25 protein-coding genes are annotated in these 26,349 nt (G+C 62.6%); 6 read left to right on the top strand and 19 right to left on the bottom strand.

The window, feature by feature from the left end; genetic code table 11:
- Positions 1-231 precede the first annotated feature (231 nt).
- The 9 genes from AAAX77_RS07665 to AAAX77_RS07625 form a co-directional block, all read right to left on the bottom strand.
- A complete protein-coding gene (locus AAAX77_RS07665) occupies positions 232-609 on the bottom strand; it encodes a metal-dependent transcriptional regulator (protein ID WP_349105633.1) in 378 nt (125 codons plus the stop codon).
- A 212-nt stretch (positions 610-821) separates the two neighbouring features.
- The gene (locus tag AAAX77_RS07660) at positions 822-1,592 is read right to left on the bottom strand and encodes a Cof-type HAD-IIB family hydrolase (protein ID WP_349105631.1); all 771 of its coding nucleotides are present in this window, start codon (positions 1,590-1,592) and stop codon (positions 822-824) included.
- Between the two features lie 6 nt (positions 1,593-1,598).
- Entirely contained in the window at positions 1,599-3,458 is a 1,860-nt protein-coding gene (locus AAAX77_RS07655; protein ID WP_349105630.1) for an ABC-F family ATP-binding cassette domain-containing protein, read from the bottom strand.
- Between the two features lie 163 nt (positions 3,459-3,621).
- The gene (pstB, locus tag AAAX77_RS07650; protein WP_349105628.1) at positions 3,622-4,494 is read right to left on the bottom strand and encodes a phosphate ABC transporter ATP-binding protein PstB; all 873 of its coding nucleotides are present in this window, start codon (positions 4,492-4,494) and stop codon (positions 3,622-3,624) included.
- Positions 4,491-5,417 carry a phosphate ABC transporter permease PstA gene (pstA, locus tag AAAX77_RS07645; protein ID WP_349105626.1) on the bottom strand — a complete coding sequence of 309 codons (927 nt, stop codon included), beginning with the start codon at positions 5,415-5,417 and terminating at the stop codon, positions 4,491-4,493. The genes pstB and pstA overlap by 4 nt, the downstream gene beginning before the upstream one ends.
- Positions 5,410-6,318 (bottom strand): phosphate ABC transporter permease subunit PstC, encoded by a 909-nt coding sequence (pstC, locus tag AAAX77_RS07640; RefSeq protein WP_117735562.1) that lies wholly within the window; start codon positions 6,316-6,318, stop codon positions 5,410-5,412. Before pstC ends, pstA begins: the two co-directional genes overlap by 8 nt.
- Positions 6,319-6,342: 24 nt before the next feature.
- A complete protein-coding gene (locus AAAX77_RS07635; protein ID WP_260700045.1) occupies positions 6,343-7,281 on the bottom strand; it encodes a phosphate ABC transporter substrate-binding protein in 939 nt (312 codons plus the stop codon).
- Between the two features lie 389 nt (positions 7,282-7,670).
- Positions 7,671-9,107, bottom strand: coding sequence for a M20 family metallopeptidase (locus AAAX77_RS07630; protein WP_349105624.1), 1,437 nt, complete (start codon positions 9,105-9,107; stop codon positions 7,671-7,673).
- A gap of 55 nt (positions 9,108-9,162) precedes the next feature.
- Positions 9,163-9,825, bottom strand: a complete 663-nt coding sequence (locus AAAX77_RS07625; protein WP_349105622.1) for an HAD hydrolase-like protein — start codon at positions 9,823-9,825, stop codon at positions 9,163-9,165.
- A gap of 156 nt (positions 9,826-9,981) precedes the next feature.
- On the opposite strand from AAAX77_RS07625, the gene AAAX77_RS07620 reads away from it, so the two are divergent.
- Complete coding sequence (locus AAAX77_RS07620; RefSeq protein WP_346979797.1) at positions 9,982-10,842, top strand: DegV family protein; 861 nt, start codon at positions 9,982-9,984, stop codon at positions 10,840-10,842.
- 93 nt (positions 10,843-10,935) lie between these two features.
- Here the strand turns inward: AAAX77_RS07620 and AAAX77_RS07615 are convergent, their stop codons facing one another.
- The 6 genes from AAAX77_RS07615 to AAAX77_RS07590 form a co-directional block, all read right to left on the bottom strand.
- Positions 10,936-11,244, bottom strand: a complete 309-nt coding sequence (locus AAAX77_RS07615; RefSeq protein ID WP_055250871.1) for a type II toxin-antitoxin system YafQ family toxin — start codon at positions 11,242-11,244, stop codon at positions 10,936-10,938.
- A gap of 2 nt (positions 11,245-11,246) precedes the next feature.
- Positions 11,247-11,546: a type II toxin-antitoxin system RelB/DinJ family antitoxin gene (locus tag AAAX77_RS07610; protein WP_152067857.1), complete on the bottom strand. Its 300-nt coding sequence runs from the start codon at positions 11,544-11,546 to the stop codon at positions 11,247-11,249.
- A 112-nt stretch (positions 11,547-11,658) separates the two neighbouring features.
- Complete coding sequence (locus AAAX77_RS07605) at positions 11,659-12,417, bottom strand: TIGR00730 family Rossman fold protein (protein WP_346979798.1); 759 nt, start codon at positions 12,415-12,417, stop codon at positions 11,659-11,661.
- Between the two features lie 210 nt (positions 12,418-12,627).
- Positions 12,628-13,767 (bottom strand): tRNA guanosine(34) transglycosylase Tgt, encoded by a 1,140-nt coding sequence (tgt, locus tag AAAX77_RS07600; protein WP_055285790.1) that lies wholly within the window; start codon positions 13,765-13,767, stop codon positions 12,628-12,630.
- Between the two features lie 390 nt (positions 13,768-14,157).
- Positions 14,158-14,958, bottom strand: coding sequence for an SDR family oxidoreductase (locus AAAX77_RS07595; protein ID WP_006235414.1), 801 nt, complete (start codon positions 14,956-14,958; stop codon positions 14,158-14,160).
- 11 nt (positions 14,959-14,969) lie between these two features.
- On the bottom strand, positions 14,970-15,161 hold the full coding sequence (locus AAAX77_RS07590) for a hypothetical protein (protein ID WP_148332093.1): 192 nt from the start codon (positions 15,159-15,161) through the stop codon (positions 14,970-14,972).
- A gap of 91 nt (positions 15,162-15,252) precedes the next feature.
- Between AAAX77_RS07590 and AAAX77_RS07585 the strand changes: the two genes are divergently transcribed.
- Together AAAX77_RS07585 and AAAX77_RS07580 are read left to right on the top strand one after the other, a co-directional pair.
- Positions 15,253-17,016 carry a hypothetical protein gene (locus AAAX77_RS07585; protein ID WP_346979799.1) on the top strand — a complete coding sequence of 588 codons (1,764 nt, stop codon included), beginning with the start codon at positions 15,253-15,255 and terminating at the stop codon, positions 17,014-17,016.
- A gap of 296 nt (positions 17,017-17,312) precedes the next feature.
- Positions 17,313-18,425, top strand: coding sequence for an IS110 family transposase (locus tag AAAX77_RS07580; RefSeq protein WP_349105617.1), 1,113 nt, complete (start codon positions 17,313-17,315; stop codon positions 18,423-18,425).
- A 540-nt stretch (positions 18,426-18,965) separates the two neighbouring features.
- Here AAAX77_RS07580 and queA read toward each other — a convergent pair.
- The 3 genes from queA to AAAX77_RS07565 form a co-directional block, all read right to left on the bottom strand.
- Complete coding sequence (gene queA / locus AAAX77_RS07575; protein ID WP_346978981.1) at positions 18,966-20,177, bottom strand: tRNA preQ1(34) S-adenosylmethionine ribosyltransferase-isomerase QueA; 1,212 nt, start codon at positions 20,175-20,177, stop codon at positions 18,966-18,968.
- 70 nt (positions 20,178-20,247) lie between these two features.
- Positions 20,248-20,823, bottom strand: a complete 576-nt coding sequence (locus AAAX77_RS07570) for an epoxyqueuosine reductase QueH (RefSeq protein WP_040359283.1) — start codon at positions 20,821-20,823, stop codon at positions 20,248-20,250.
- A 10-nt stretch (positions 20,824-20,833) separates the two neighbouring features.
- Entirely contained in the window at positions 20,834-21,400 is a 567-nt protein-coding gene (locus AAAX77_RS07565) for a DUF3267 domain-containing protein (protein ID WP_346978903.1), read from the bottom strand.
- 132 nt (positions 21,401-21,532) lie between these two features.
- On the opposite strand from AAAX77_RS07565, the gene AAAX77_RS07560 reads away from it, so the two are divergent.
- Together AAAX77_RS07560 and AAAX77_RS07555 are read left to right on the top strand one after the other, a co-directional pair.
- The gene (locus tag AAAX77_RS07560; protein ID WP_349105615.1) at positions 21,533-23,683 is read left to right on the top strand and encodes a class I tRNA ligase family protein; all 2,151 of its coding nucleotides are present in this window, start codon (positions 21,533-21,535) and stop codon (positions 23,681-23,683) included.
- A gap of 59 nt (positions 23,684-23,742) precedes the next feature.
- Positions 23,743-24,846, top strand: coding sequence for an RsmB/NOP family class I SAM-dependent RNA methyltransferase (locus AAAX77_RS07555; protein WP_346978907.1), 1,104 nt, complete (start codon positions 23,743-23,745; stop codon positions 24,844-24,846).
- A gap of 24 nt (positions 24,847-24,870) precedes the next feature.
- Here AAAX77_RS07555 and AAAX77_RS07550 read toward each other — a convergent pair whose 3' ends face one another.
- Positions 24,871-25,041 (bottom strand): hypothetical protein, encoded by a 171-nt coding sequence (locus AAAX77_RS07550; RefSeq protein WP_156327664.1) that lies wholly within the window; start codon positions 25,039-25,041, stop codon positions 24,871-24,873.
- A gap of 191 nt (positions 25,042-25,232) precedes the next feature.
- Here AAAX77_RS07550 and AAAX77_RS07545 point away from each other — a divergent pair, with 191 nt between their 5' ends.
- Positions 25,233-26,324 carry a hypothetical protein gene (locus AAAX77_RS07545; protein WP_349105613.1) on the top strand — a complete coding sequence of 364 codons (1,092 nt, stop codon included), beginning with the start codon at positions 25,233-25,235 and terminating at the stop codon, positions 26,322-26,324.
- The last annotated feature ends 25 nt before the right edge of the window (positions 26,325-26,349 follow it).

Here is a 26,349-nt window from a genome sequence, read left to right as displayed (position 1 = left end):
AGGGCAGCCCTGTGGGCGCCAGCGGAATGTGGGGTCACCGCGCGGTCCGCATCTGATGGTGTCGACGTCAATGGTATACGGGTGCATCATCGACGTCTTCAATACAGAAAATATCAGTGCGGAATGTTTTCAAAACCAAGCCCGGCCCCGGCCTGCGGTAACGTTGCTGGCGGTTCTTGGGCATCGCTTGCTGGCGGGGTTCCTTGTCTGAGTTGGACTTAGTTGGCGGGGCTACTGGTCCCGGTCGCTGTCCCGGCCCAACATCGCCCTTAGCTTCTCAAAGCTCTCCTCGCTCAGGCAGTGCTCCATGTGGCAGCCCTCTTGCGACGCGAGCTCAGCCGAAACACCCGCATCCTCCAGCAGCCCCACGAAAAAGCAGTGACGCTCCCACATTTGACGAGCAACCTCCAGACCACGCTCCGTCAGACGAACGTCGCGCTTGCCCATTTCGACATAGCCGCTGTTCTCCAGCGTCGCCATGGCCTTGGAAACGCTCGCCTTGGTTACGCCGAGGTGCTCCGCAACGTCAATCGATCGAACGATGCCTTGGTGCTTCGAGAGCACATAAATAGATTCGAGATAGTCTTCTCCGGATTCACGTAGGGCCATGGGCCGCCTTTCGCGATGACTTCTAGTTAGCCTTTGGATACTTTTGCTTGATTTACTTTACCGCAAAAGTTGCCCATGTCTTACTACGTTGTTTAAAAAGTTAACCGTGTTTCACAAAACGCACGGGACGAAAACAAAACGGAGACACACCCCACAAGGAGTGTCCCCAACTGCCGGCACAAGAGGAACGTCCCCAAGTGCCGGATCAGCAGCTATAGCAGCCCAAAGTGCTTTGCGGCGTTGTAGATTCCGTCGTCGTCCACGGCGGTCGTCACGTAGGTCGCTGCAGCCTTCACCGTGTCCTGTGCGTTGCCCATGGCCACGCTCGTGCCCACGGCGGAAAACATCGACAGGTCGTTCTCGCCGTCGCCAAAGGCGATCGCCTCGCTCGCGTCGATGCCCAGACGCTCCAACGTCGCCGCCACGCCCAGATCCTTGCCGCCGTTGGCAGGGATAATGTCGCAGAACAGGTCACACCAGCGCGTAGTGAGCGAATGTGACACCGCATCGGTCACGATATGCTCGTCGGCCGAATCCACAAAGGCGCAAAACTGGTAGACCGGCGCGTCGAAGGCATGCTCAAACGGCTCCTCGTGGTAAACGATTCCCGCGTTGCTGCCGGCCGTCACCACACGCTCGGACAGGCGGTTCACAAACGAGTTCTCACCCTGCATGCACAGCGAGTCGTAGCGTCCCTGCGCCACCTGGTCCACAATCACCGCGACGTCGTCCGGATCGATCGGGCAGCTGCGGTAGACGCCCTTGGCATCAAAGCAGTGCTGGCCCGAAAGCGTAATGTAAGCATCCCAACCCAAGTCGAGCAGCCAATCGGGCATCTGGTAGGTCGGGCGACCCGTGGCGATCACGCACGCAATCCCCTGCTCGTGAAAGCTGTCGAGCACCTGCCGCGCCGACGCCGGAATCCGGTGCGTCTCAAAGCTCAGCAGCGTACCGTCGATATCGAAAAACGCAGCCTTGATCATCCTTGCCTACTCCTCGCCCTCGAGCTTCTCGCTCGCCTCGAGCCACGCCGTCTCCAGCTCGTCCATGGTGGCGTGGGCCTCGTCGATCTTTGCCTGCTGCTCGCCGAGCGCCGTGTAATTGGTGGGGTCGACCTGGGCCATCGCGGCCTCGGCCTCCTCCACGCGAGCGCGCTGCGTTTCCATCTTGCGCTCGAGCGAGCTCACCTCGCGGCGAAGCTTCTGGCGCTCGGCATTGGAAAGGCCATTGGGCTGACCGCTCGACTTGGGCTTTTCGGCCGCAGCTGCCGCGGTACCAGTGTCGAACGTACCGGTCTTGGCACTCGGTGCGCCCACGGGCTCGCCCTCGGCAGTGGCGTTGCACAGGCGCAGGTACTGGTCCACGCCGCCGGGCATATGCGTCAGGTGGCCGTCGAGCAGCGCCCACTGCTGGTCGGTCACACGCTCCATCAAAAAGCGGTCGTGCGTCACCAAGATCAGCGTGCCGGGCCAGCCGTCGAGCAGGTCCTCGACAATCGCGAGCATGTCGGTATCCAGGTCGTTGCCCGGCTCGTCCAGGATGAGCACGTTGGGCTCGTCCAGGATCGTCAGCAGCAGCGACAGGCGACGGCGCTGGCCGCCCGAAAGATCGCCGATGCGACTCCAGAGCTGCTGCGTCGTAAAGCCCAGACGCTCGCAGAGCTTCTCGGGCGAAGTCTCCTTGCCGTCAATGATGTAGTACTTCTTATAGTTGCTGAGCACCTCGCGAATCGTGTCGCCCATGTAGGGCTCGAGCTCTTCGAGCTGCTGCGACAGCACGCCAAAACGCACTGTCTGGCCAATCTTCACGCGACCGCGCAGGGGCGCGATCTTGCCCTGAATCACGCCGAGCAGTGTGGACTTGCCGGCGCCGTTCTCGCCCAAAAGACCATAGCGGTCGCCCGCGCCAATGAGCCAGGTCACATCGGAGAGCACCTGCTTGGGCGCGCCGTCGGTATCCGTGTAGCCGGCGTCCACGTCGACCACGTCGATGACCTGCTTGCCCAGGCGGCTCACGGCCAGGCGCTTGAGCTCCAGCTCGTCACGCACGGGCGGCACGTCGGCAATCAGCTCGCGAGCGGCATCCACACGAAACTTGGGCTTGGTGGAACGAGCCTGGGCACCGCGGCTCAGCCATGCGAGCTCCTTGCGCGCCATGTTGCGGCGACGCTCCTCGGTGACGGCGGCCATGCGGTCGCGCTCCACGCGCTGCAGGATGTAGGCCGAGTAGCCGCCCTCGAAGGGATCGACCTGGCCGTCGTGGACCTCCCACATGCTGGTGCAGACCTCGTCCAAGAACCAGCGGTCGTGCGTGACCACGAGCATGGCGCCCTGGCCGCGCTGCCAGCGGGCCTTTAAGTGGCGCGCGAGCCAGTTGATGGTGCGCATGTCCAGGTGGTTGGTGGGCTCGTCGAGCATGAGCACGTCATAGTCGCCGATCAGCAGGCGCGCGAGGTCCACGCGACGGCGCTGGCCGCCCGAAAGCTCGCCCACCGTGCCCTCCCAGGGCACATCGCTGATGAGGCCAGCCAGAATCTGGCGCGTACGCGGACTCGACGCCCACTCATACTCGGGTGCGTCGCCCACAACGGCATGATGCACGGTGTCGGTATCGACCAGGTTGTCCTTTTGGCCGAGCAGACCGATCGTCGTGCCGCGGCGGTGCGTCACGCGTCCGTCATCGGGCTCCAGCGTGCCGGCGAGCACGCTCAGCAGCGTCGACTTGCCGTCACCGTTTTTACCGACAATACCAATGCGGTCGCCCTCGCCCACGCCGAGCGTCACGCTATCGAAAATATGCTTGGTGGGAAACTCTAGGCTGACGGAATCGCATCCCAAAAGAATCGCCATATGCCCTGCTCCTTCGTAGAAATTCAACGTTGTCCATGATAGCAGCGAAAAGGCGGGCCGCACACGACACAAAAAGGCGGGCCATCTCCCAAAAGAGATGACCCGCCTCTCCAATCAGTCCCGTGGCAACCGTGGCCGCCGCGGGCCTCAAGCATGTCCCGGACTAGGAGAACATGCCGGTGAGGTAATCATTCAGCCGCTTATCCTTGGGCCGTTGGAAAATCTCGTCGGTCTCGTCGTACTCGACCATATCGCCCATGTAGAAGAACGCCGTGCGGTTGGACACGCGCGACGCCTGCTCCATGTTGTGCGTCACGATGACGATGGCGCGGTCGGCCACGATCGACGACATGAGGTCCTCGATCGCGAGCGTCGAGATGGGGTCGAGCGCCGAGCAGGGCTCGTCGAACAAAATCACGTCGGGGTTGAGCGCCAGCGTACGCGCGATGCACAGACGCTGCTGCTGGCCGCCCGAAAGCGCATAGGCGCTCTTGTCGAGCTTGTCCTTGACCTCGTCCCACAGCGCCGCGCCGCGCAGGCTCTCCTCGACCATGCGATCGAGCTCGTCGCGGTCGGTAATGCCGTGTCGCTTGGGCGCAAACGTGATGTTGTCGCGAATAGACTTGCGAAAGGGGTTGGGCTGCTGGAACACCATGCCAATGGAACGGCGCAGCTCGTACGTGTTCTCGGTCTTGGTGTTCACGTTGCGCCCGCGGTAGTTGATCTCGCCCTCCACGCGGCAGCCGCGAATCTCGCGATTCATCAGGTTGAGGCTACGCAAGAAGGTCGACTTACCGCAGCCCGAAGGCCCGATAAGCGCCGTGATCTCGCCCTTGTGGAAGTCGAGCGACGTATTGTGCAGGGCATGGTGGTCGCCATAGTACACGTTGACGTCCTTGGTGGAGAGCACGACCTCGTCGCTCACGGCCTTGCCGCTCACACGAACGCGCTTCTCGCTCTCCCCCACGCTCGACAGAAAGTCCTGGGTCTCGGACGCGGCCGCCTCGGTTGCGGGCGTTGCTTTCATCTCGCTCATTCGGCCGTCATCTTCCTTGCCAGTTGCTTGCCCACGATACGGGCGACTACATTAAACAGCAGCACGCAGATCATCAGCAGCGCCGCGGTGCCCCAGACGATCTGCTGAGCCTCGGGGCTGCCCTCGCCGTAAATCTTGTAGATGTGCACAGCGAGCGACTCACCGGGGCGGAACACGTTCCAGGCGCAGGTGGGGCTCGACAGGTTAAAGCTCAAGAAGTTCAGGCGAACCGGCGAGCTCATGCCCGAGGTAAAGAGCAGTGCCGCGGCCTCGCCAAACACACGGCCGGCCGAAAGCACGATGCCGGTCACGATGGCGGGCATGGCCTCGGGGATTAGGATATGCAGCGTGGCCTCCCAACGGGTGAGGCCCATGGCCAGGCACGCATCGCGCTGGGCCTGCGGTACGTCCTCGAGCGCCTGCTGAATCACGCGCACCAGGATGGGGATATTGAACATGGTGAGCGCGACGGCGCCGGAGATGATGGAGTACTTCCAGCCCAGCTGCACCGAGAACACCAGAAAGCCGAACATGCCGACGACGATCGAAGGCAGCGAGGACAGCGTCTCGATGGCAGTGGAGGCGATGTCGCGGATAGGGCCGTTCGGCGCGTACTCAACCAGGAAGACCGCTCCGCCCAGGCTGATGGGTACCGAGATGACCAGAGTGATCAGCAACAGGTAGAACGAGTCGAACAGCTGGTAGAGCACGCCGCCCTGGGTTCCGTTGGCGCGCGCGGGCTGCGTGAGAAATCCCGGCTGGAACAGCGTCGAGATGCCCTCAAACAGGATATAGGCCACCATGGAGACGACGATGAGCATGACGGTGGCGACGATCGCCGTCAGCACGCCCGTGGCGATGCGATCCTGCTTTTGGACACGCCCGGGTCTCGCCTCGTCGATATGGATGCGCGCGCTAGCCACGAGCCTTCGCCCCCTTGCGGCCGATAAGATGGATGATCAGGATGAAGATGAGGCTCATGCCCATCAACAGCAGGCCGAGCGCCCACAGAACATCGTCCTGGGCCGAACCCTCGGCATAGACCGCCATGGACGTGGTGAGCGTGGTGGTGATGGTCGAGGCCGGCGACAGCAGCGACGTCGGCATGGCCTCGATGCCGCCGATAACCATGCGTACGGCGAGCGTTTCGCCAAAGGCGCGGGTCATGCCAAGGATGACCGCGGTCATGAGCGACGGCATTGCGGACTTGAGCACCACGTGCCAGATGGTCTGCCAGCGGGTGTAGCCCAGCGCGAGCGAGCCCTGACGGTAGCTATCGGGCACGGCACGCAGGCCATCGACCGAAAGCGTGGTCATGGTCGGCAGGATCATGACGGCCAGCACGATGGCGCCGGGCAAGATGCCCAGACCCGTGCTCACGTGGAAAACGCTCTTCATAAGGCCGACGACCACGTGAAAGCCAATCAGTCCAAAGACGACCGAGGGAATGCCGGTCAAAAGCTCAATAAGCGGCTGAAAGACCTTGGAACCAAATTTGGGTTGGATCTCGACCGCAAAGATGGCGGAGCCGATGGCGATGGGCAGCGCGATGAGCGTGGAGAGCACCATGACCGCAAACGAGGTGACGATCAGGGGCAGGGCGCCGGTATAGGGCAGGCCGTTTTCGGCTGTGTTGGCCAGGTCCCACTTGGTGCCGGTGAAAAACTCGACGACCGAGACGCCGTCCTTGACAAAAGCCGAGAGGCCCTTTTGGGCGACCATAAAGATGAGCGCGGCAACGACAAGCGTCACGAGCGCTACGCACGCGCCCGTGACGCCCAGGCCCACGTTCTCAAGGTCGCGCTTTGGCAGCTGTTTTGCCATTGCAAACCTTTCCGGGGCGATTACTTATTTAGCAGAGACCTTGCCGCTGGCGTCCTTGACGACCTTCATGGCAGAGACGGGGATGAAGCCCTGCTCCTCGACGAGCTTGCCCTGGACGTCGTCGGAAAGCATGAACTCCAGGAAGGCCTTGGTGGCCTCGTCGGCGTCCTTGGAGCAGTACATGTGCTCGGTAGCCCAGATCTTGAAGGAGTCATCAGTGACATTCTTGCTCTTGGGCTCGACGCCCTCGACCTTGATGGCGTTGAACTTGGAGTCATCGAAGTGCGAGAAGTCGAGGTAGGAGATGGCGTTATCGGTGCTGCCCATCTGAGTCTGGACGTCGCCGGACTTGTCGAGCTCGGCGTCGCCCTTAAAGTCGACGGCCTCGTCGCCAAAGACGGCGGCCTCGAAGGTGGCGCGGGTGCCGGAGCCGGCCTTGCGGTTGAGGACGACGATGGTGGCGTCGTCGCCGCCGACCTCCTTCCAGTTGGTGATCTGGCCAGAGAAGATGCCCTTGAGCTGCTCGAGGGACAGGTCGTCGACCGTCACGTTCTTGGAGACGACGGGACCCATGCCCACGACGGCAACCTCGTGGTCGACGAGGTTCTTGACCTGGTCGGCCTCGAGCTTGGTCTCGGCGAAGACGTCGGAGTTGCCGATGGTGACGGTGCCGGCGGCAACAGCGGTCAGGCCCTTGCCCGAACCGTTACCCGAGCCGGAGACGGAGACGTCCGGGTTGGCATCCATGAACTTCTCGGCAGCGGCCTCGACGAGAGCCTGGAACGAGGAGGCGCCGTCGTAGGTCACCTCGCCGGAGACGGACTCGGCAGCAGCGGCGCTACCCTTGTCGGCGGCGTCGGATGCGCCGGAGCCGCCGCAACCAACGAGACCGAGACCGACGATGCTGGCAAGACCACCAGCGAGGCCGAGGAACTGACGACGAGAATAAGCCTGATCGAGCATGATCTTCCTTTCATACATGCGACTCGCGGGCACCCCGCCCGCTTTGCTGTTTGGAAAGATACGGCCCCGATCGGGCGACGACCGCCTTATCTGCGGTTTCTTACGGGCTATTGATAGACCCTTACCGCAAGCTCTGCCCAGCCTTTACAAACGGATAACAATCCAGCGCCGAACATGGCGCACCTTTTACACCAAAGGAACGTCCCCAATGACTACCCCACCGCAACAGAAAAAGCCCGGGCCGAAGCACCGGGCTCGTAATGCAAGTTTGTATCCAAGCAGGATATAGGGGTTTCCCAGGTGCCCGAGATTGCCCCGAAAGAGGAGCGCCGCGTACTTTGGTACGCAAGCGACGGTTTGAGGGGCAAGGTCGGGTGCCTGGGGAAGCCCTACAGCTCAAGTTCGTTGAGGCGCAGGATCGCCACGATATAAATCTTGAGCGCCTGTTTAAGCTGTTCCTCGTTGGCGCACTCGTTGGGGCCGTGCATCTGGCCGCCCCATGCGGGCAGCTCCAGGCCGGTCTCCTCGGGGCCAAACGATACGGCGCGGGCAAAGTTGCGCGCGTACGTGCCGCCGCCCATGGCAAAGGGCTCAGCATGCTTGCCCGTAAACTCGTTATAGGTATCAATAAGCGCCTTCACGGCCGGATCGTCGGCAGACACCGAGAACGGCACCTTAGCGCGACCCAGCTGACACGTCACGCCAAAACGGCCCACGAGCGGGTCGAGCTGCTCGCGGATGGTATCGGCACTCGTGCTGTCGGGGAAGCGCACGTCGATGACCTGCTCAATATGGCCATCCGCCACGCGGATGACGCCAGCGTTGCAGGTAAGCGGGCCAAACGCCGGACTCGTCGCATCGATACCCAGGCCGCGGCCATAGGCATCCGCATGCACAAAGGCCAGGAACTTGACGAACTCGTGCTCGGCAGGCGTCAGCAGGCGTTCGTCGCGTGCACCAAACGCGTCCTCGGCCTCGCGCAGATACGCCACGATCAGGCCGACGGCGTTAATCGTTCCCTCGGGCATCGAGGCATGACCGCCAATGCCATGGGCAAAAATCTGCGCGTGCCCGTTATCGAGCGCCGTAATCTCCAAGCGGTCGGCGTTCTCGACCGGCGCCGGCAGCTCATCAGCGGCAATCGCGAGCTCGCAGATGGACTGCGACGGAATGGCGTTGCTCGCCTCGGCACCGCTCCAGGACACAATGCGCCCGCCGTCGATCTTGGGGCTCACAAACGTCGCCCCAAACTGGCCCTTCTCGGCATTGCAGACCGGGAACTCGGCATCGGGCGTAAACAAAAAGTCGGGGTCTGCGTGGTTCTCCAGATAATGGTGAACGTCGGACATGCCCACTTCCTCATCGCAGCCCAGCAGCGCGCGGAAGGTATAGCGCGGCACAATGCCGTGCTTGAGCAGGTAGGCACCGGCGTAGAGCGACAGCACCGCCGGACCCTTGTCATCAATCACGCCACGGCCGAGCAGCCAGCCCTCGCGACGCTCCATCGCGAACGGATCGGTGTTCCAGCCGGGGCCGGCGGGCACCACGTCCACGTGGCAGATGGTCGCGAGCTGCTTGTCGCCGCGACCCGGGATATCGGCAATGCCCACATAGCCCTCGTCGTCGCCCGTCTGGTAGCCGAGCTTTTGCGCAATGCCGAGCGCGCAATCGAGCGCATCACGGACCGGTCGGCCAAACGGCGCACCGGGCTCTGCATTGGCAGCAACGGCCACGGACGGATAGCTCACCAGTTGTTCGATATCGGCGACGACATCTTCCCAGACCTCGTCGACATACTCGATAACGCTCTGCTCCACCTGATTCATGGACGACCTCCTCACCAATGAGTGACGGGTACGCCCGCCCCTCACATTACGTCTATTAGATAGCGAAAAGTTTAGCAAGCTCGGCCACCGAGTGCACCACTGCATCGGCACCCGCCGCCTCGTGCTCGCCCGACGCCGCCGCGCCCGAATAGATACCAATGCACGGTACGCTCATCGCGTGCGCGCCCTCGACGTCGTTAAAGCGATCGCCGATCATCACGGCATCGCCCGCCGTCGCACCGAGCTCTGCCAGGGCATCGCGGACCGAATCGGCCTTGGTCTCGCGCCCCTGCGGCGGATTCATGCCAACCACCGCCTCAAACTGAGAAAGTCCCAGCTCTCCCACCATGTCGATACACTTTGCCTCCATGCGTGACGTCGCCACGGCCATACGCTTGCCTTGGGTGACCAACCCATCCAGCAGCTCGGGGATCCCGTCAAACACGGGATACTCCTCCGGTCCCAGTTCATCAAAAAAGGCACGGTACTCGTCGGCCACCACAAGCGACTCCTCGCGCGAGAAGCCATAAAAGTCGTGAAAGCTCTTCCACAGGGGCGGCCCGATCATGCGGCGCAGGTCACCCATCTGCGCCTCCGAAAACCCGCGCGCGGCCAACGTCTTGCGCGTCGAGGTCATCACCGCCCGGCCCGTATCGGCCACCGTGCCGTCAAAATCGAACAGCACAACCGGCCGCTCGCATAGCTGTAATGCCGCCATCGGCACTCCTCTTCCCCAGTTGATGATTTCCACACCGACACTTCAAACTGTTGACTATTCAACAATTGAACCTAGCAATGTAGAGCAACTCCACTATACTTGTCGCACTTTGCTCTCAGAAGGCGGCGCGAAAGCGCCCCAACGAAAGGTGCAATTATGTCTTTTGCCATCATAACCGACTCCACGTCGGACATCTCCCCCGCCCGCGCTCAAGAGCTCGGCATTTACGTGATTCCACTGCATGTGATTATCGAGGGCGAGGACCTGCTCGACCAGGTACAGATTACCGCCCAGGAGTACGTCGCGCGCATGGCCGGCTCCGAGCAACTGCCGCACACCTCGCAGCCGAGCGCCGGCGAGTTCAAGGCACTCTTTGACCGCGTGCTCGCCGACGGCCATGATAGCGCCATCTTTATCTCACTGTGCAGCGAGTGGTCCGCCTGCTATGCCAACGCCAGCCTGACGGCCGAAACGCACGAACTCGACGTGCGCTGCATCGACTCGCGCACCGGCTCGGGTGCCGAGGGCCTGCTGGTGGAGTACGCGCTGGCCATGCGCGAGGACGGCCGCAGCCTGGACGAGACCGAGGCGCAGATCCGCGCGACGCTGCCCGACGCCCACCTGTTGCTGATTCCCCGCACGCTCGAGAACCTCGTTAAGAACGGCCGCGCGCCCAAGCTCGCCGGCCAGCTCACGCAGATGCTCAACATTCGCCTGGCCGTTTCGCCGGAGTGGAAATCGGGCGAGATCAAGGCCATCAAAAAGGGCCGCGGCGCCAAGCGCATCGTCGCCAACACCATGGCAGACTGCCTCGCGTTTTTGGCCGAGCATCCGGGCTCCAGCGTGCGCGTGCTCACGACCGGCGCCGCCGAGGAGCAGGAGCTCGTCAGCCAAGCACTCGCAGGCCAAGACTATGTAGACGCCGGCACCGGCCCCATCGGCTGCACCATCGCCACCCATGTAGGCGTCGATGCCATCGCCATCAGCTACTGCCCCCGCTACCAGCCAACTCACTAGGGACGCCCACATCAGTTGCGGTGGAATAGGGACTGTTTTTGGCTTATCAGCCGCAAATCAATCCCTATTCCACCGCAACTTGGAAATCGGCGATCAGCCCAGCGGACCCTGAAACAGCTCCTGATGAGTGCCCATTCTCACCAGCCTAATCACTGGGTTAGTCTTATGGGGAAGATAAAGAACGACCACATCGACCAAGCCATCGGATAGGTGGAAATCGATGTGGCCGTTGTAGTTTCCGCCCGGGTTTGAGAGCTCGTGGGCGCCATACTCCGCCGGAAGTGACCCATGGGCCACAAGCTCTGCAACCGCCGCTTTAAACTCACTTTTTAGCTGCGGATGCATGCGCATCGTTCGTTTGTAGTCCACCTTAAATTGAGCCTCGACTTTAATCTCGAACATCGCTATTCCTCATCGAGGAATGACATAAGCTCATCAGCGTTATTGAATGACAGGCTATCGTCCGGCAAAATCCCCAACTCATGAGCCTCGGCAATCACCATGGCGCGTCTCGTCGCCTCGTTGGGCACCTCCGCCCTTCCTACAATCTCAAAAGGAATCTTTCGCTGATTTACCAGCTGCCGAACGGCAAGATTGAGATAGGAATTGAGGCTGAGGCCGACCGAATCCAAGAACTCAGTCGCCTGCTCCTTGAGCCCCTCTTCGATTCGAACCGTCGTAGGCTTAACTGTTGCTGTAGACATTTGCGACCTCCTCGCCCTCGTCTTTTACACAAGTATACCCAATATAAATGGCAATCTGATGTTAAATAACATCAGATTGCCATGCGTATTCATGTCGCGTGGCACGATTGATCTACATCAGCCCGCTCAGGGCGATGTCGACGGCCTCATTGATGTCGTCGGTGATGTGTACGAGCTCGGGATCGAGCGGGCTAATCATACCGGCGTCCATCACCGGGCCGTTAAGCCAGTCGAATAGGCCCTGCCAGTACTCGCTGCCTACCAGTACAAGCGGCATGCGCTTGACCTTATGCGTCTGCACCAGCGTGAGCACCTCGAACATCTCGTCGAGCGTGCCAAACCCGCCGGGAAACACGATGGCGCCCGAGCTGTATTTGACGAACATGGTCTTGCGCACAAAGAAGTAACGGAAGTCCATGCCGAGGTTCACGTATTTATTGAGCCCCTGCTCGTGCGGAAGCTCGATACCCAGGCCGACCGACTTGCCGTTGGCGCTCGCCGCTCCCCTGTTGGCCGCCTCCATGATGCCGGGGCCGCCACCGGTGATAACCGCCACGCCGCGTTGGGCAATCTTGCGACCGACCGTGCGCGCCGCCTTGTAGAGCGGATCGGTCTTGGGCGTGCGGGCGCTACCGAAGATGGTCACCGCAGGCCCGAGCTCGGCCAGCGCGCCAAAACCATCGACGAATTCTGCCTGAATACGAAGGACGCGCCACGGATCGGCATGCAACCAGTCGGTCGACTCCTCGGGCGCCAGCAGGTTGGCGTAGGTGTTGTCCTTAGGAATCATGGGGCCGCGCATGACCACGGGACCGCGGCGGTACGTCTCGTCGTAGGCAGGCTCGCCCTCGACGTTCTCATTCTTAATCATGGGTACTCCTATCGAAGATAGAAACGGGCGGGGTCGACGCCATGCGCCAAACACCCGCCCGAACATCATCTATTCGGTATGGTACCCACGATGCATAAAGTGCTTGCAAGCTATCGGTCAGCGGTCGTGCAGATAGTGCTAGCGAACGCGACGACCGATCGCCGCTTGGCCTTTGCCGTTACTCACGCCCCGCAAGCGCGCCCGCGGCTCTTAGTAATCCACCGCCGCGGGGCTGTTCATCCAGTCGCTCACGAACGCACCGTAGCGGCCCTCGATAATGGCCTGGCGGGCACGCTGCATAAGGTTGAGCAGGTAGTAGATATTGTGCATCGAAAGCAGAATGCCGCCGAGCATCTCCTTCTGCGTGACCATGTGACGGATGAGCGCACGGCTGTAACCGCCCGTGCACACCGGGCAGGTGCAGGTGGGATCGATGGGACCGTCGTCGTGCGCAAAGCGCGCGTTGCGAAAGTTGAGGCGACCCTCGCTGGAGAATGCCGTGCCCATGCGGCCGGTGCGCGTCGGCAGCACGCAGTCGAACATGTCGATGCCCACGCCCACGCCGCGCACGAGCGTCGTCGGGTTGCCGACGCCCATCAGGTAGCGCGGCTTGTGCTTGGGCATGTACTCGCTCACAAGCGGTGCCAGGGTCTCGAACATGGTCTCGTGGTCCTCGCCCACCGAGTAGCCACCAATGCCGTAGCCCGGGAAGTCGCCGCACTCCTCCAGATGGCGCAGCGAGCGCAGACGCAGGTCCAGATGCATGCCGCCCTGAACGATACCAAAGAGTGCCTGGTCATCGCGGGTATGAGCCTTGTAGCAGCGCTCGGCCCACATGCTCGACAGCTCCACCGCGCGCTCGACGTAGGCGCGTGTGGCAGGATAGCCGGGGCATTGGTCGAGCTGCATGCAGATGTCGGAGCCGAGCTTCATGGCGATTTCCATGTTGTCCTCGGGCGTCCAGAACACGTGACGGCCGTCGTAGTCATTGACGATAAAGCGCACGCCCTCGTCGGTGAGCTTGACGGCGTCGTTATGGCTAAAGACCTGGAAGCCGCCCGAGTCGGTGAGGATGGGGCCGTGCCAGTTCATAAACTTATGCAGTCCGCCCAGCTCGGCGATGGTGTCCTCGCCGGGGCGCATGGACAGGTGATAGGTATTGGCAAGCACGATCTGGGCGCCGAGCTGCTTGACGGTCTCGGTAGGAATGCCCTTGACGTTTGCCTTGGTGCCCACGGGCATAAAGATCGGCGTCTCGATGTCGCCGTGCGGGGTATGCAGCACGCCGGCGCGCGCGTGCGTGGTCGGATCCTCGGCGATCAGGTCGAATTTAAAAAGACTCTGGTCCATAAACTGGAACTCCTTGGTTGCGGTTCATACGCAGACCATTATACGGGCAACCCGCAAGGAGCACCGACTCGACAGAAACTAGTGCAAAGGAAACCTGCCCCCTGCACCAATGCACCAGGATAAAAATGATCCGTTTTCCTCCGTCCCCAACGGATCATTTCCGACAGCGAAAACCCGCCAGATCGAGCAAGGTGCCTTCAAGCAAAATGGCGCCGCAGGTTGAGCATAAGTCAGCGAGCGGGCCGCATTTGAGACAAGGTGATGTGAAACGAAAGGGCACTGACCTTCTGGTCGCGCCCTTGAAGTTGAACGTCAGATTGTCCAAATGCGGCCCGCGCAGCGTCGGCTGGTCCGCCGTTCGTTAGAACGGCGGAACCTGAGACGTAACCCCTACGGCCGCTGGCCCATGCCACCCTCGAGGGTGACGGTCTCGCCGTTCATGTACTTAAAGTCGGGACCGCAGAGCTGAACGACAACGCGGCCGATCTCCTTCTCGACGTCGCCGTAGTGACCCGCCGGCGGCATGTGGACGTTGGCCTTGAACGCCTCGGGATAGGCATCCTGGAAGTTCTCGAGCGCAGCGGTCCAAGCAAGCGGGCACACGATGTTGACGTTGATGCCGTCCTTGCCCCACTCGTTGGCGGCAACGCGGGTCAGGCCGCGGATGCCCTCCTTGGCGGCGGCATAGCTGCACTGGCCATAATTGCCAAACAGGCCGGCGCCCGAAGCGAAGTTGACCACGGAGCCCTTGGTCTCCTTCAGGTGCGGATAGGCCTTCTGCATGTACAGGTAGGTGGCATACAGGCCAGAGTAAATGGCCAGGTTGAACTGATCCATGGTGTGATCGGCGATGGTCACGCCCGAGGCGCTGGCCTGAGCATTGTTGACGACGGCGTCGATGCGGCCGAACTCCTCAATGGCCTTGTCGATGACGTTCTGGACGACGGCCTCGTTGTCCTGACCAGCCGAGACATCGGCCTGAACAGGCAGAACCTTGACGCCGTACTCGGCCTCGAGAGACTCCTTGGCGGCCTCGAGCTTGGCGACGTTGCGGCCGGTGATGACGAGGTTCGCGCCCTCCTTGGCAAATGCGATATCGATGCCGTAGCCGATGGAGCCAGCGGAACCGTCCTTAAGCGTGGCCTTGCCGCCGCCGGTGACGATCACGGTCTTACCAGTGAAAAGTCCCATACAAAGTCCTTTCAAATCGCGACGGGCACGCCCGCCGACTGCGCGCATCCAACTTCACGCGCCAAAAGCTGAAATGCAACTTTAGCTTCTTCAAGTGAAAAATAAAGCCCATGGCAGGCGAACGGCACCACGTCGTTCGGCGAAGGGATTGTCAAGTACAAACTGAATAAAGCGATCGAGTTATTGCTATCAGATCGAGCCATCGAACACGTTTTGAAACTTTGCTGCGGCGCGCGGGATGTCGGCGCGAGACTTTATCATAGGGTGACAAACAACGATGAGGAGCACATGCCTATGACAGACGAGCTGGACCCCCAGACTCAACAGCATATTGATGATTCCGCAGACGTCACCGCAGATACTGACGCTGTGACCTGCGATGGTATCGACATCGACGACCCCATCTTGAACGAAAGCGCTACGGCGGAAACCCCCGAAACAGAAAACGCCGATGAGCAAAACGACGATGCGCCCGCTCAGGACGACGCCCCTGTACAGGACGACGCCCCGCAAGCAGCGGGCCCCATCGAGGTGTCTTCGGAAGAAGAGCTCGATGCCGTCATGGACTCCATGATGGATGCTGTCAAAGCGATGAAAGACGCCGTCGCCGATGCCGATATCGATGCCGAGGAAGAGGAGGCCGCCGAGGCGGCCTCGACCTTTGTGCCCGGCGAGACTCCGGTTGCCGACCAGGGCAGCACCATGCCCTCGTTTCTGCAGCTCGAGCACCCCACGATTGGCGCCGATGCGGTCGATCCGCACGCAGCAGGCTTTTCTGTGGTCGAGGGCGGTACCGGCAATATCGCCGCGCCGCAGGCTGCCGATGCGGACGCTGCCGACACCGCTCGCCCGACCGCCCCGCACTCCCCCGCCGCAAGCCGCGATCTGGGGACCGCTGTCTCGAACACTGCGAACGCCGTGGGTACCTTTATCGCCCAGGGCGCCTCGGCCATGCGCGAGATGAACGCCGCGAAAAAGGCACTTGCCGATGCCCGCGCCCACCTGGCCGAACTTGAGCAGCGCATTGCCGATCAGGCCGAGGAACTCGAGACGCGCCAGGATATCGCAGGCCGCTACGACCAGATCGTCGCCGACCAGCGCCAGGCGATCGCCACAGCGCAAAAGACCGCTGCGGCAGCCGAAATCAATCGCGATGTCCATGCTTCCAAAGTAGCAGAGCTCAAGGGTCAGCTCGAACAAATGAAGACAGAGGATGACGCGACCGAGCTCCGCCTGAAGGCCGCGCTCGATGCCGTGGAGGCCCGCGAGGCGAGCTCGCGCGAGACCGGCAACCGCCTCGTTCGCCGTCTTGAGGATTCCAAGCGCATCCGCGACAAGGTGCAGGCCGAGCGAGACGCCGGCATTGCCGCCGCACAACAAACCGTCGACGCCACGCGCGCCCAGCTCGAGACACTGCGTCATGAGTATGCCGAGCTGCAACGCAATCCCTCGGCAAATCCCGCCAACTATACGGTGCGCACCAGCGAGCTCTCGATGCAGATCTCCGACACGGCAGATGCCCTGCGTAAAGCCGAAGAAGATGTCCCGCGTATCACCGCCGACCTTGAACACTCGCTTGCCGCAGCCGAGCAGGCCGTCGAGCAAGCTCAAGCCCCTATCGCCGACGCAAAACGCGCGCACCAAGCCGTGACGACCGAAGCCGATGCCGCGCGCGACGAGCTGCAGACGGCGAAGACTGCCGCCGCGACTCGTCAGCGCGAACTGCGCGAGAAGATCACTGCCGAGGACAAGGCACGCCGCGACCAGGAGCAGAGCATCGCCAACGCCCAAGCAGATGCCGCACATGCGCAGTCAATCATCGAACAGGCGACCGAGGTGCACGACCACCCAGAGATCACTGAGTCGCTTGCAGGATCCTTGGCCCGAGACAAAGCCGAACACGCCGAGACCGAGCGAGAAGTCGCCCAGCTCGAGGCCGCCGAGGACGCGGTGCGCGAGCGTACCCGCGACTCACGCATCAAATTCACAGGCGCCATCGTCTGCGTCGTCGCCGCAATCCTGGTGATCATCGCAATCTGGCTGTTCGCGAGCAAGTAAACCAGCCGCCAAAAAACGCCCAACGCAGTTGCGGTGAGATAGTTCCTGTTTAGCCCTCAAAAAGCCAATTCAATAGTCATTGGGGACGTTCTTAAACGACTAGTCAAACAAGAACATCCCCAACGACCACCAATCTCTTGACATAAGGACTGTCCCCAGGTGCCGGCACAGACGATATGAGCAGGACATAAAAACATTGAGAGCCCCTGCTGCATGAAAGACCGCGGATTAGGCCGACAATGGTGAGTGTCTAATCCAACCGTGGCGGCCACGCCGCATTCATGGAAGGGGCTCCCATGCTCGATACTACCACCTTCATCGGCCTCGACGTCCACGCCCGCTCGATAAAGGCCGTCTCCCTCGACGTCATGACCGGGGAGGTACGTGCCGCGACCTTCGGCTACGACGCCGGCGCCGTCGCGGAGTGGGTCCGTTCCGTGGACCCCAGGGCCAGGTGCGTGTACGAGTCCGGGGTCACGGGCTTCGACCTGCAGAAGAGGCTTTCCGGCCTGGGGGTCGACTGCGTGGTCGGCGCCGTCTCGAAGATGATCAAGCCCAGCGCGGACAGGCGCAGGAAGAACGACCGCAACGACGCCGAGTTCCTCGCCCGCATGCTGTCGGTCGGCAACGTGGTCGAGGTGTGGGTCCCCGACGACGAGTGCGAGGCCGCCCGCGACCTGACCAGGGCGCTCGAGGACGCGAGGGACGACCTCTCGCGCTCGAAGCAGCGGCTCTCCAAGTTCCTGCTCAGGCACGGGCTCGCCTTCGACGAGAGGACGCCCACCGGCCGCAGGAAGGGCAACTGGACCCGGGCGCACTGGTCCTGGATCGAGTCGATAAGGTTCGCGGAGAGGGCCGACAACGACGTGCTCGCCTACTACGTCGACGCGGTCAGGCGGGCGGCGGAGGAGAAGGCGAGGCTCGAGGGGCTCGTCGAGGCCGAGGCCCGCAAGCCCAGGTGGAGGAAGAGGGTCGACTCCCTCCGCTGCCTCAAGGGCGTAGACACCGCGTCCGCCGCCGACCTCGTGTTCGAGGCCGGCGAGTTCTCGAGGTTCGGGAATGCCCGCTCGTTCGCGGCGTGGGTCGGCCTGACGCCCTCCGAGCACTCCAGCGGGGAGAGCGACCGCAGGGGCGCGATCACCAAGGCCGGCAACAAGCACCTGAGGAAGACGCTGGTCGAGGCCGCGTGGCACTACCTGACGTGCTCGGGGCGGCCGAAGGGCCTCGCCAAGGGCCAGGCCCCGGACCGGGGCGCCCGGAGGCATGCCGCCAAGGGCGTGCGGAGGCTGGTCGAGAGGCGGGAGGCGCTGCTCGCGCGCGGGGTCCACGGCAACAAGGCGAACGTGGCCACGGCGCGCGAGCTCGCCTGCTGGGTATGGGCGGTCGGCCTCATGGCCGAGGAGGCGTAGGGGGGGGCGGTCCCCCGCACATAAGCCAGTCACCCCGGAAGCGGTTCGATCCGAAGCCGTTGAGGCGAACCTCAGGTCCCTTTTCTGCGAGCGCCCAGGGCTCCACACGCGTGCACAGACTGTCGGTTCGACGTAGAAGCCTCAGCCGTAGCAACGGATTGCCCAGCGAGAGATCGCCGCGGGCGGATATTAAACTGCAAAGACGAGCGTCGGTAAGACACGCCGAGGTCGCCGCGGACGGGCTGATATAGGGAGAGGGCCTGACCCCATATCGTTGGGGCCAGGCCCGATTTTGCCTCTTGACAATGTCCTGCTCATATTAAAAGGAACGTCCCCAAGTGCCAAGTGCCCAATGACTACTCAACAACCACGGCAACACCGATGTTATGGCAGAGTCAGCGAGCGGGTCGCATTTGAGACAAGGTGACGTGAAACGAAAGGGCGCTGACCTTCTGGTCGCGCCCTTGAAGTTGAACGTCAGATTGTCCAAATGCGGCCCGCGCAGCGTCGAGCCGTTACGCGGTTCGTAGAACCGCGTAACTAACAAATGAGCATGGCGTCGCCAAAGCTGAAGAAGCGGTAACGCTCCTCGATGGCGGCGGCGTAGGCATCCATGATCTGGTCGCGGGTGGCAAGCGCGCTCACGAGCATCATGAGCGTGGAGCGCGGCACGTGGAAGTTCGTGATCAGCGCGTCGACCACGTGATAGGTCGAGCCGGGCATGAGGTAGAGCTGCGTTGTCGCGTTCTCGCGCACCACGATGTCGCCGCGGCCGAGCGTGTCGGCCCCGTCCTCGCGGCCCTCAAAATAGCGCGCCGTCACAGCCGGATCGGACACCGGCGCGTCCGCGTCAAACGCGCTCTCGAGCGAGCGCACCGCGGTGGTGCCGACGGCGATCACACGATGACCCTCGGCCTTGGCCTTGTGCACGGCGTCGACAACTTCCTGCGACACGTGGTAGCGCTCGGTGTGCATGACGTGCTGCGTGGGGTCGTCCTCCTCCACCAAGCGGAAGGTATCGATGCCCACCTCGAGCTCGACGGCGGCAAACTTCGCACCCTTGGCCTCGATAGCGGCCATGAGCTCGGGAGTAAAGTGCAGACCCGCCGTGGGAGCTGCAGCCGAGTGCTCCTCCTTCATGGCGTAGACGGTCTGGTACTTCTCGGGATCGCCCTCGTAATCGGTAATGTAGGGCGGCAGCGGCACGTGGCCGGCAGCATGGATGGCCTCGTCGAGCGTGCGCGGCTCGCCGGCGGCATTGCAACCGGCCGGCTCAAAACGCACCAGGCGGCCGCCGCGGCTATCGGTGACAAAGTCGATGACCTCGGCCGTCAGCACCACGGGAGCCCCCTCGGGCGCATGGGCGCCACCGGCGCGATACTCAATCTGAGCACCGGGCTTCAGGCGCTTACCCGGCTTGACCAGGCACTCCCAAACGTGGCCCAGCGGGTCAACATCTTCGCGGCGCTTGAGCAGCAGCGTCTCGACCACGCCGCCCGAGCCCTCCTTGCGACCGATCAGGCGGGCCGGCATCACGCGCGTCTTGTTGATGACGAGCACATCGCCAGGCTCGATATAGTCGATGATGTCGCGGAAGATGCGGTGCTCAACGGTACCGCCGTGCTCCAGCGGCGTTCCCGCCTGGGAGCCCTTGCGATCCACCACCAGCAGGCGGCAGGAGTCGCGCGGCTCGGCAGGAGCCTGGGCAATCAGTTCCTCAGGAAGGTTGTAGTCAAAATCATCGGTACGCATAGACACGTCGGATACTCCTTATATAGCCAAAGTCCGTTCTACATCCTAGCAGGCTGCCAGCTCAAAAGAACTACTTTTTGGACGCTTTGCGCTCGTCGCGGATGCGAGCGCGGTCCATGGCCGCCTCGACGGCCGAGAATCGGCAGCCGCAGTAATTCTGCCGATACATACCCAGCTCGCGCGAGCGACGCGTCGCCTCGGGGTAATACGGGCGAAAATCGCGAATCACCGGGGTGAGCCCATGTGCCGCCGCCAAGCGCTCGAGCACGTCATTGCAGGTGTCGAACAGCTGATACGGCGAGACGGCGAGCGTCGTGCCCACAAACTCAAACCCGCGCTCCTGGGCCACACGGCACGCCTCGGCCAGACGCAGGGCATAGCATGCGCGACAGCGACGGGCTCGATCGGCGCCCAGCGGGGCCACGCCGGCCTCCCAGCGCTCCCGGTCCTCCCCCGCTTCGATAAGCTCGATGTCGCCATCGGCACACCACCGGCGCAGCTCGTCCAAACGCCGCTGCCATTCATCGTGCGGCTGAATATTGGGGTTTGTCCAGCAGATTGTGGGCTCAAACCCTTCCTCGCGCAGCAGGCGGACCGGCTCAAGCGAGCACGGCGCACAGCAGGCGTGCAACAACAACGGCTTCATCGACATCTCCTCACCCGAAAAAGCGCACGCCGAAGGACGTGTCCTCGCAGGCGACAATGCGGCGGTCGCGCAAAATGGTCCGCACGTAATACCAGTCGCCCACACAGCCCGACAAATGCAAGCCGGTCGCCAGGTAGCACAGCAGCGGATAGCCCGAGAACGCAAACCCCAGGGCAAACGCTGTCGTCACAACAACCGTCGGTGCCAGGCAAACTGCCACGTACCGCCGGCGCGAATACACCACGCCCTCGGCGCAGGCATAGATCATCGCCGTCTCGCGATTCGCCCCAAAGGTCACCTTCGCGCCCACAGGCGCCAGCAGCTTAAAAAACACACCGTGCACCAGCTCGTGCACGGCGAACGACGCCATTGAGATCGCAGCCAAGCCGACTATCCAGCCCACGACCGTGGTCCAGCCGCCCGCGTCAGCCGCATCCAGGTCCGCGGGTCCGCCCAGCAGCATAAACACCGGCACTAGGCACACGGCAAATGCGCCAAGCACGGCCATCCCCCACACAAAGCAGGCGTGCAGAAAATCCTCGTCTTCAAACGCATGTATGTTGGAAATCTCATTCATAGCATCTTAGGATAGCGCCCCTGCCACGTACCCGTCCGCATGTGCGATAATGTCGAACGATATGCACGAATTGACCACCGCGCCGCCGAGCCCCACGCCCGGCTGCGCTCTCACCATATGCGAAGGAGTCCCATGGCATCCAAATACTCCATGAACGACCGTCCCAACTGGCCTCGCCGCGCCATCGTTACCGCCGGCGAGCCCTACGGCAACAAGGGCCTTCACTTTGGCCATGTTGGCGGCGTCTTTGTCCCTGCCGACTTCTTCGCCCGCTTCCTGCGCGACCGCCTGGGCCGCGAGAACGTCATCTTCACCTCGGGCACCGACTGCTATGGCTCGCCCATCATGGAGAGCTACCGCAAGCTCAAGGAGAACGAGGGCTACGACAAGTCCATCGCCGAGTATGTCGAGTCCAATCACTCCCGCCAGGCCGCGACCCTCAACAACTACAACATCAGCTGCGATATCTACGGCGGCTCGGGCCTTGAGCCGGCTGCGCAGATTCACAACGAGGTGACCGCCGAGATTATCGAGCGTCTGCACGAACAGGGCACCATCTCCAAGCGCTCCACGCTGCAGTTCTACGACGCCAAGGCCGGCACGTTCCTCAACGGCCGCCAGGTGATCGGCCGCTGCCCCATCCAGGGCTGCAAGTCCGAGAAGGCTTATGCCGACGAGTGCGACCTGGGTCACCAGTTTGAGCCCGAGGAGCTCATCGCGCCCAAAAGCCAGCTCACCGGCGAGGTGCCCGAGCTGCGCCCGGTCGACAACCTCTACTTCGACCTGCCGGCCTACCTCGACTTTATGAAAACCTATACCGCCAAGCTCGCCCAGAACCCGCAGGTTCGCTCCGTGGTCTCCAAGACCATGGAAGAGTGGCTGCTGCCGGCCCAGCTCTACATCCAGAACAAGTTCCGCGAGGCCTTCGATGCCGTCGAGGATCAGCTTCCCGAGCACACCGTGCTGGAGCCCGAGGGCAACAAGAGCAGCTTTACCGTCACCTTCCCCAGCTGGAAGGAGCGCGACGATGCCCACGCGGTGCTCGCCAACGGCGGCGTGCGCTTCCGCAGCGGCAAGGCGCTCGTACCCTTCCGCATCACCGGCAACATCGACTGGGGCGTTCCGGTGCCCGAGGTCGATGGCGTCTCCGACGTCACCTGCTGGTGCTGGCCCGAGAGCCTGTGGGCTCCCATCAGCTATACGCGCACCGTGCTCGCACGCGATGCCAAGGCCGCCGGCGTGACCGAGGGCGTCGCCGCCCAGGATGCCGCCCTCATGGGCGAGCCCGCCGCCGATTCCACGCAGGTCCCCGCGCCCACCTACCAGCACAGCTCGCTCGACTGGCGCGACTGGTGGTGCTCGGATGACGCACAGATCTACCAGTTCATTGGCCAGGACAACATCTACTTCTATTGCATCGCGCAGACCGCCATGTGGGAGGCCCTGGGTTGGAACCTCACGCAGAGCACCGTCAGCGCCTGCTACCACCTGCTCTACATGGGCAAAAAGGCAAGCTCGTCCTCGCAGACTCCTCCCCCGCCGGCAGACGACCTGCTCAACCACTACACCTGCGAGCAGATGCGCGCGCATTGGCTGTCGCTCGGCCTGTCCGAGAAGCCGGTGAGCTTTAGCCCCAAGGCATACGACACCCGCGTGACCGGCAAGGACAAGGACGGCAACGAGGTACACGCCTGCGACGACAAGCGCGTCATCGATCCGGCCCTTAAGGAAAGCGCCCTTTTGACCGGCGTCTTCAACCGCCTTGCCCGCAGCTGCTTCTACGGCGTCGCCGTCAAGGAAGGCGACGAGAGCCCGTACCGCAACGGTTGCATTCCCGCTGGCGCCGCCTCGGCCACCGTGGTCGAGGCCGCCGAGCAAGCCGCCCTCGCGTTTGAGCAGGCCATGTACAAGTTCGAGACGCACCACGCGCTCGCTGTGTGCGACGACTACCTGCGCGCCGCCAACAAGCGCTGGAGCGATGCCTCCAAGGCCGCCAACAAGCTCGAGGGCGAGCCGGCCAACGCCGCCATGACGCAGGCCCTCGTCGACGCCTTTACCGAGCTGCGCGTAGCGACCGTGCTCATGCACGGCATCGTGCCGGCCGGCTGCGAGCTCATCTGCGAGTACTTCGACGTTGACCCGGTCGCCTTCTTTAGCTGGGATAACATCTTTGCCTCCACGGATGAGTTTGTGGAGAGCCTGGGCGAGAAGCCCGGCGAGCACCGCGTGAAGCCGCTGCCCCCGCGCTTCGACTTCTTTAGCAAGCACGAGAGCCAGTACTAAAGCACGCCAGCAGCGGCGTGCCCGGAAAGTAGTCAATTTGGGACGGGAAGGAAAGACGGATGTCCAAGCCGCGTCGTCGTAAGCAGAAAAAGCAGGTCAAGGCCGAGCTCAAGCTCAGGCAGTTTGCTGCTACCGAGCTTTCCGACCAGCTTGCCGCCCTTCCCTGCGCCGCCGACCTGCCGCGCTTTATGGTCGACACGGTCGCCGGCGCCTATGCGCCCGCCGATGCCAAGCTCATGATCGAGGGCTTCGGCGCCGCGGCCACACGCCCGGTCACGCTGCGCGCCAACACGCTCAAGGCGACCGCCGAGGACATCGCTGCGGCGCTCGATGCCGCCTGCATCGCCCACCAAACCGTTACCTGGTATCCGGACGCCTTTATCCTGCCCGAGGCCCAGGTTTCAGATCTGTGGGATCTCGACATCTACCGCGACGGCAAAATCTACCTGCAGAGCCTGTCATCCATGATGCCGCCGTTGGTCCTGGGCGCCCAGGCAGGCGAGGACATCCTGGACATGTGCGCAGCCCCCGGCGGCAAGACGACGCAGATCGCCGCCCTCACCCAGGGACAGGCGCACCTCACCGCCTGTGAGATGAGCATTCCCCGCGCCGAAAAGCTCGAGTCGAACCTCCATCGCCAGGGTGCCAAAAACGTGCCCGTCATGCGCATCGACGCACGCGAGCTCGACGAGTTCTTCCGCTTTGACCGCATCCTGCTCGACGCTCCCTGCACCGGCACGGGCACCGTCATCAGTGGCAACGAGAAAAGCCTGCGCGGCCTCACCGAGCAGTTGCTGAGCAAGTGCGCCCGCTCGCAGCGAGCACTTCTGGACCGCGCCATGGGGGCCCTCAAACCGGGCGGCACGCTCGTCTATTCCACTTGTTCGATCTTGCCGCAGGAAAACGAGGACGCCCTGCAAGAGGCCCTCGACAAGCATATGGACTGCGAGCTTATCCCCCTCGACGGCACGCCAAGCGAAAGTGAAGCACGACGCACCCAGGACGCCGGCGAGGAGCCGCATATCGAGAGCAACGCTCTCACCGAGGCCATTGCCGCGGGTCAGGTATCGGCCATCGTCAACGGCCTGCCCGGCACGCTCACCATTCCGCCTAGCCGCGACTTTGAGGGCTTCTACATTGCCCTGATCCGAAAACGCAGCTAGCGCACGGATCCAAAACTCAACAAGCTATCTCTGTGCGCGTTTGCCCTGCTGGTCGCGATGCTGTTTAAGCATCGCGCGCTCCTTGCGTTCGGCCCTTTTGCCCTTAATGGCCGTGACCACAAAGTAGATGACCGCGGCGGCAACGATTGCGGCCACACACAGGCCGATCGAGCCAAACATTGCTGTCAATTCCATACCGCGTCACCTCTCTTTTAAACGGGGCTTTCAAGATAGCACCTCGATACCCGCCACCACAGCTCCTTCACGTTCGCCGGCCCTTCGGTCTAACGGATGGCGCGGCGGGGAAAAATCAACTCGTCAAACGATTTAGCATTCGCAATTCCGGCTGCATCGCGCCGGCCATCATCACATAGAATCGAGCCTCCATGGATACCCTCAACGATCTAAATGAGCGCGTCGACGCCTTCGTCGGCACCAGCTCCTTCGACACGCCTGCGGCGGCAAACGACCAAGCTCCCATCGATGTGCCCGCCGAGGTGCACGAGGACATCGTCGCCTCGGTCGATTTTTCCGAGGTCGAGCTTGCAGACGAGTTCACCGAGCCCCAAATAGCCGTCACGCCCAACGGCCTGCTCCCTATGGAGCCCCTGCCCATCGACGGACGCCTGCGCAAGGCTGCCCTTCGCATGCCCGACGAGATCGAGGAGGCCAGCGGCTTCACGCTCTTTGGCCGACGCATCAAGTCGCTCATTTACACCACCGATGTCGCGGTTGTCCGCAACTCCAACGCCGACGCCGTCTTTGCGGTCTACCCTTTCACGCCGCAGCCCGCCATTACGCAAGCGCTGCTGACCGTCGCCGAGTGCCCGGTCTTTGTAGGCGTGGGTGGCGGAACTACGACCGGTAAGCGCTCCGTGCAGATGGCAGCCGTCTCCGAGATGCAGGGCGCGGCGGGCTGCGTGGTCAACTCCCCCGCTACTGCCGAGATGGTCGAGCACATCACCAACATCGCCGACATCCCCGTCATCGCCACGGTCGTTCGCTGCGACGACGATGCCCACGCCAAGGTGCGCGCTGGAGCCAAGATTCTCAACATCGCCGCCGGCAAGAACACGCCCCAGGTCCTACGCGAGCTGCGCGAGCACTATCCCAACCTGCCGCTTATCGCGCCGGGCGGCAAGACGCCCGAGAGCATTCGCGAGACCATCGCCGCCGGCGCCAACGCCATCATCTGGACACCGCCTTCGGCCCAGCAGCTACAGACCGACATGATGCAGCGTTATCGCAAGATGAAGGAAGACGCCACACCTGTCATCTCGCGCGACGACGTGCCCATTATCGACCAGGTCGCCGCCGCCGAGGTCAGCCAAGTCGAGAACATGAATCCCGATGTGCCGATTCCCGACGAAGTCATCGAGCGCGTCGCTTCGATCCACGAGCGCGTCGAGGAGCATCGCGCCAACCGCGGCCTCAAGCCGTCACTGCACGGCTTTTTCTTCCGCGGAAAGAAACGCTAGCAAAACATCTTGGCCCGCCCCACAA

It is taken from the genome of Collinsella sp. CLA-ER-H6, assembly GCF_040092305.1.
GTDB lineage: Bacteria > Actinomycetota > Coriobacteriia > Coriobacteriales > Coriobacteriaceae > Collinsella.
This window is presented reverse-complemented; position numbering and strand designations above follow the sequence as displayed.

Coding starts and splice junctions, on each gene's coding strand:
- AAAX77_RS07665 (WP_349105633.1), bottom strand. CDS start 609: ATGGCCCTACGTGAATCCGGAGAAGACTATCTCGAATCTATTTATGTG.
- AAAX77_RS07660 (WP_349105631.1), bottom strand. CDS start 1,592: ATGATCAAGGCTGCGTTTTTCGATATCGACGGTACGCTGCTGAGCTTT.
- AAAX77_RS07655 (WP_349105630.1), bottom strand. CDS start 3,458: ATGGCGATTCTTTTGGGATGCGATTCCGTCAGCCTAGAGTTTCCCACC.
- pstB (WP_349105628.1), bottom strand. CDS start 4,494: ATGAGCGAGATGAAAGCAACGCCCGCAACCGAGGCGGCCGCGTCCGAG.
- pstC (WP_117735562.1), bottom strand. CDS start 6,318: ATGGCAAAACAGCTGCCAAAGCGCGACCTTGAGAACGTGGGCCTGGGC.
- AAAX77_RS07635 (WP_260700045.1), bottom strand. CDS start 7,281: ATGCTCGATCAGGCTTATTCTCGTCGTCAGTTCCTCGGCCTCGCTGGT.
- AAAX77_RS07630 (WP_349105624.1), bottom strand. CDS start 9,107: ATGAATCAGGTGGAGCAGAGCGTTATCGAGTATGTCGACGAGGTCTGG.
- AAAX77_RS07625 (WP_349105622.1), bottom strand. CDS start 9,825: ATGGCGGCATTACAGCTATGCGAGCGGCCGGTTGTGCTGTTCGATTTT.
- AAAX77_RS07620 (WP_346979797.1), top strand. CDS start 9,982: ATGTCTTTTGCCATCATAACCGACTCCACGTCGGACATCTCCCCCGCC.
- AAAX77_RS07615 (WP_055250871.1), bottom strand. CDS start 11,244: ATGTTCGAGATTAAAGTCGAGGCTCAATTTAAGGTGGACTACAAACGA.
- AAAX77_RS07610 (WP_152067857.1), bottom strand. CDS start 11,546: ATGTCTACAGCAACAGTTAAGCCTACGACGGTTCGAATCGAAGAGGGG.
- AAAX77_RS07605 (WP_346979798.1), bottom strand. CDS start 12,417: ATGATTAAGAATGAGAACGTCGAGGGCGAGCCTGCCTACGACGAGACG.
- tgt (WP_055285790.1), bottom strand. CDS start 13,767: ATGGACCAGAGTCTTTTTAAATTCGACCTGATCGCCGAGGATCCGACC.
- AAAX77_RS07595 (WP_006235414.1), bottom strand. CDS start 14,958: ATGGGACTTTTCACTGGTAAGACCGTGATCGTCACCGGCGGCGGCAAG.
- AAAX77_RS07590 (WP_148332093.1), bottom strand. CDS start 15,161: ATGGCTCGATCTGATAGCAATAACTCGATCGCTTTATTCAGTTTGTAC.
- AAAX77_RS07585 (WP_346979799.1), top strand. CDS start 15,253: ATGACAGACGAGCTGGACCCCCAGACTCAACAGCATATTGATGATTCC.
- AAAX77_RS07580 (WP_349105617.1), top strand. CDS start 17,313: ATGCTCGATACTACCACCTTCATCGGCCTCGACGTCCACGCCCGCTCG.
- queA (WP_346978981.1), bottom strand. CDS start 20,177: ATGCGTACCGATGATTTTGACTACAACCTTCCTGAGGAACTGATTGCC.
- AAAX77_RS07570 (WP_040359283.1), bottom strand. CDS start 20,823: ATGAAGCCGTTGTTGTTGCACGCCTGCTGTGCGCCGTGCTCGCTTGAG.
- AAAX77_RS07565 (WP_346978903.1), bottom strand. CDS start 21,400: ATGAATGAGATTTCCAACATACATGCGTTTGAAGACGAGGATTTTCTG.
- AAAX77_RS07560 (WP_349105615.1), top strand. CDS start 21,533: ATGGCATCCAAATACTCCATGAACGACCGTCCCAACTGGCCTCGCCGC.
- AAAX77_RS07555 (WP_346978907.1), top strand. CDS start 23,743: ATGTCCAAGCCGCGTCGTCGTAAGCAGAAAAAGCAGGTCAAGGCCGAG.
- AAAX77_RS07550 (WP_156327664.1), bottom strand. CDS start 25,041: ATGGAATTGACAGCAATGTTTGGCTCGATCGGCCTGTGTGTGGCCGCA.
- AAAX77_RS07545 (WP_349105613.1), top strand. CDS start 25,233: ATGGATACCCTCAACGATCTAAATGAGCGCGTCGACGCCTTCGTCGGC.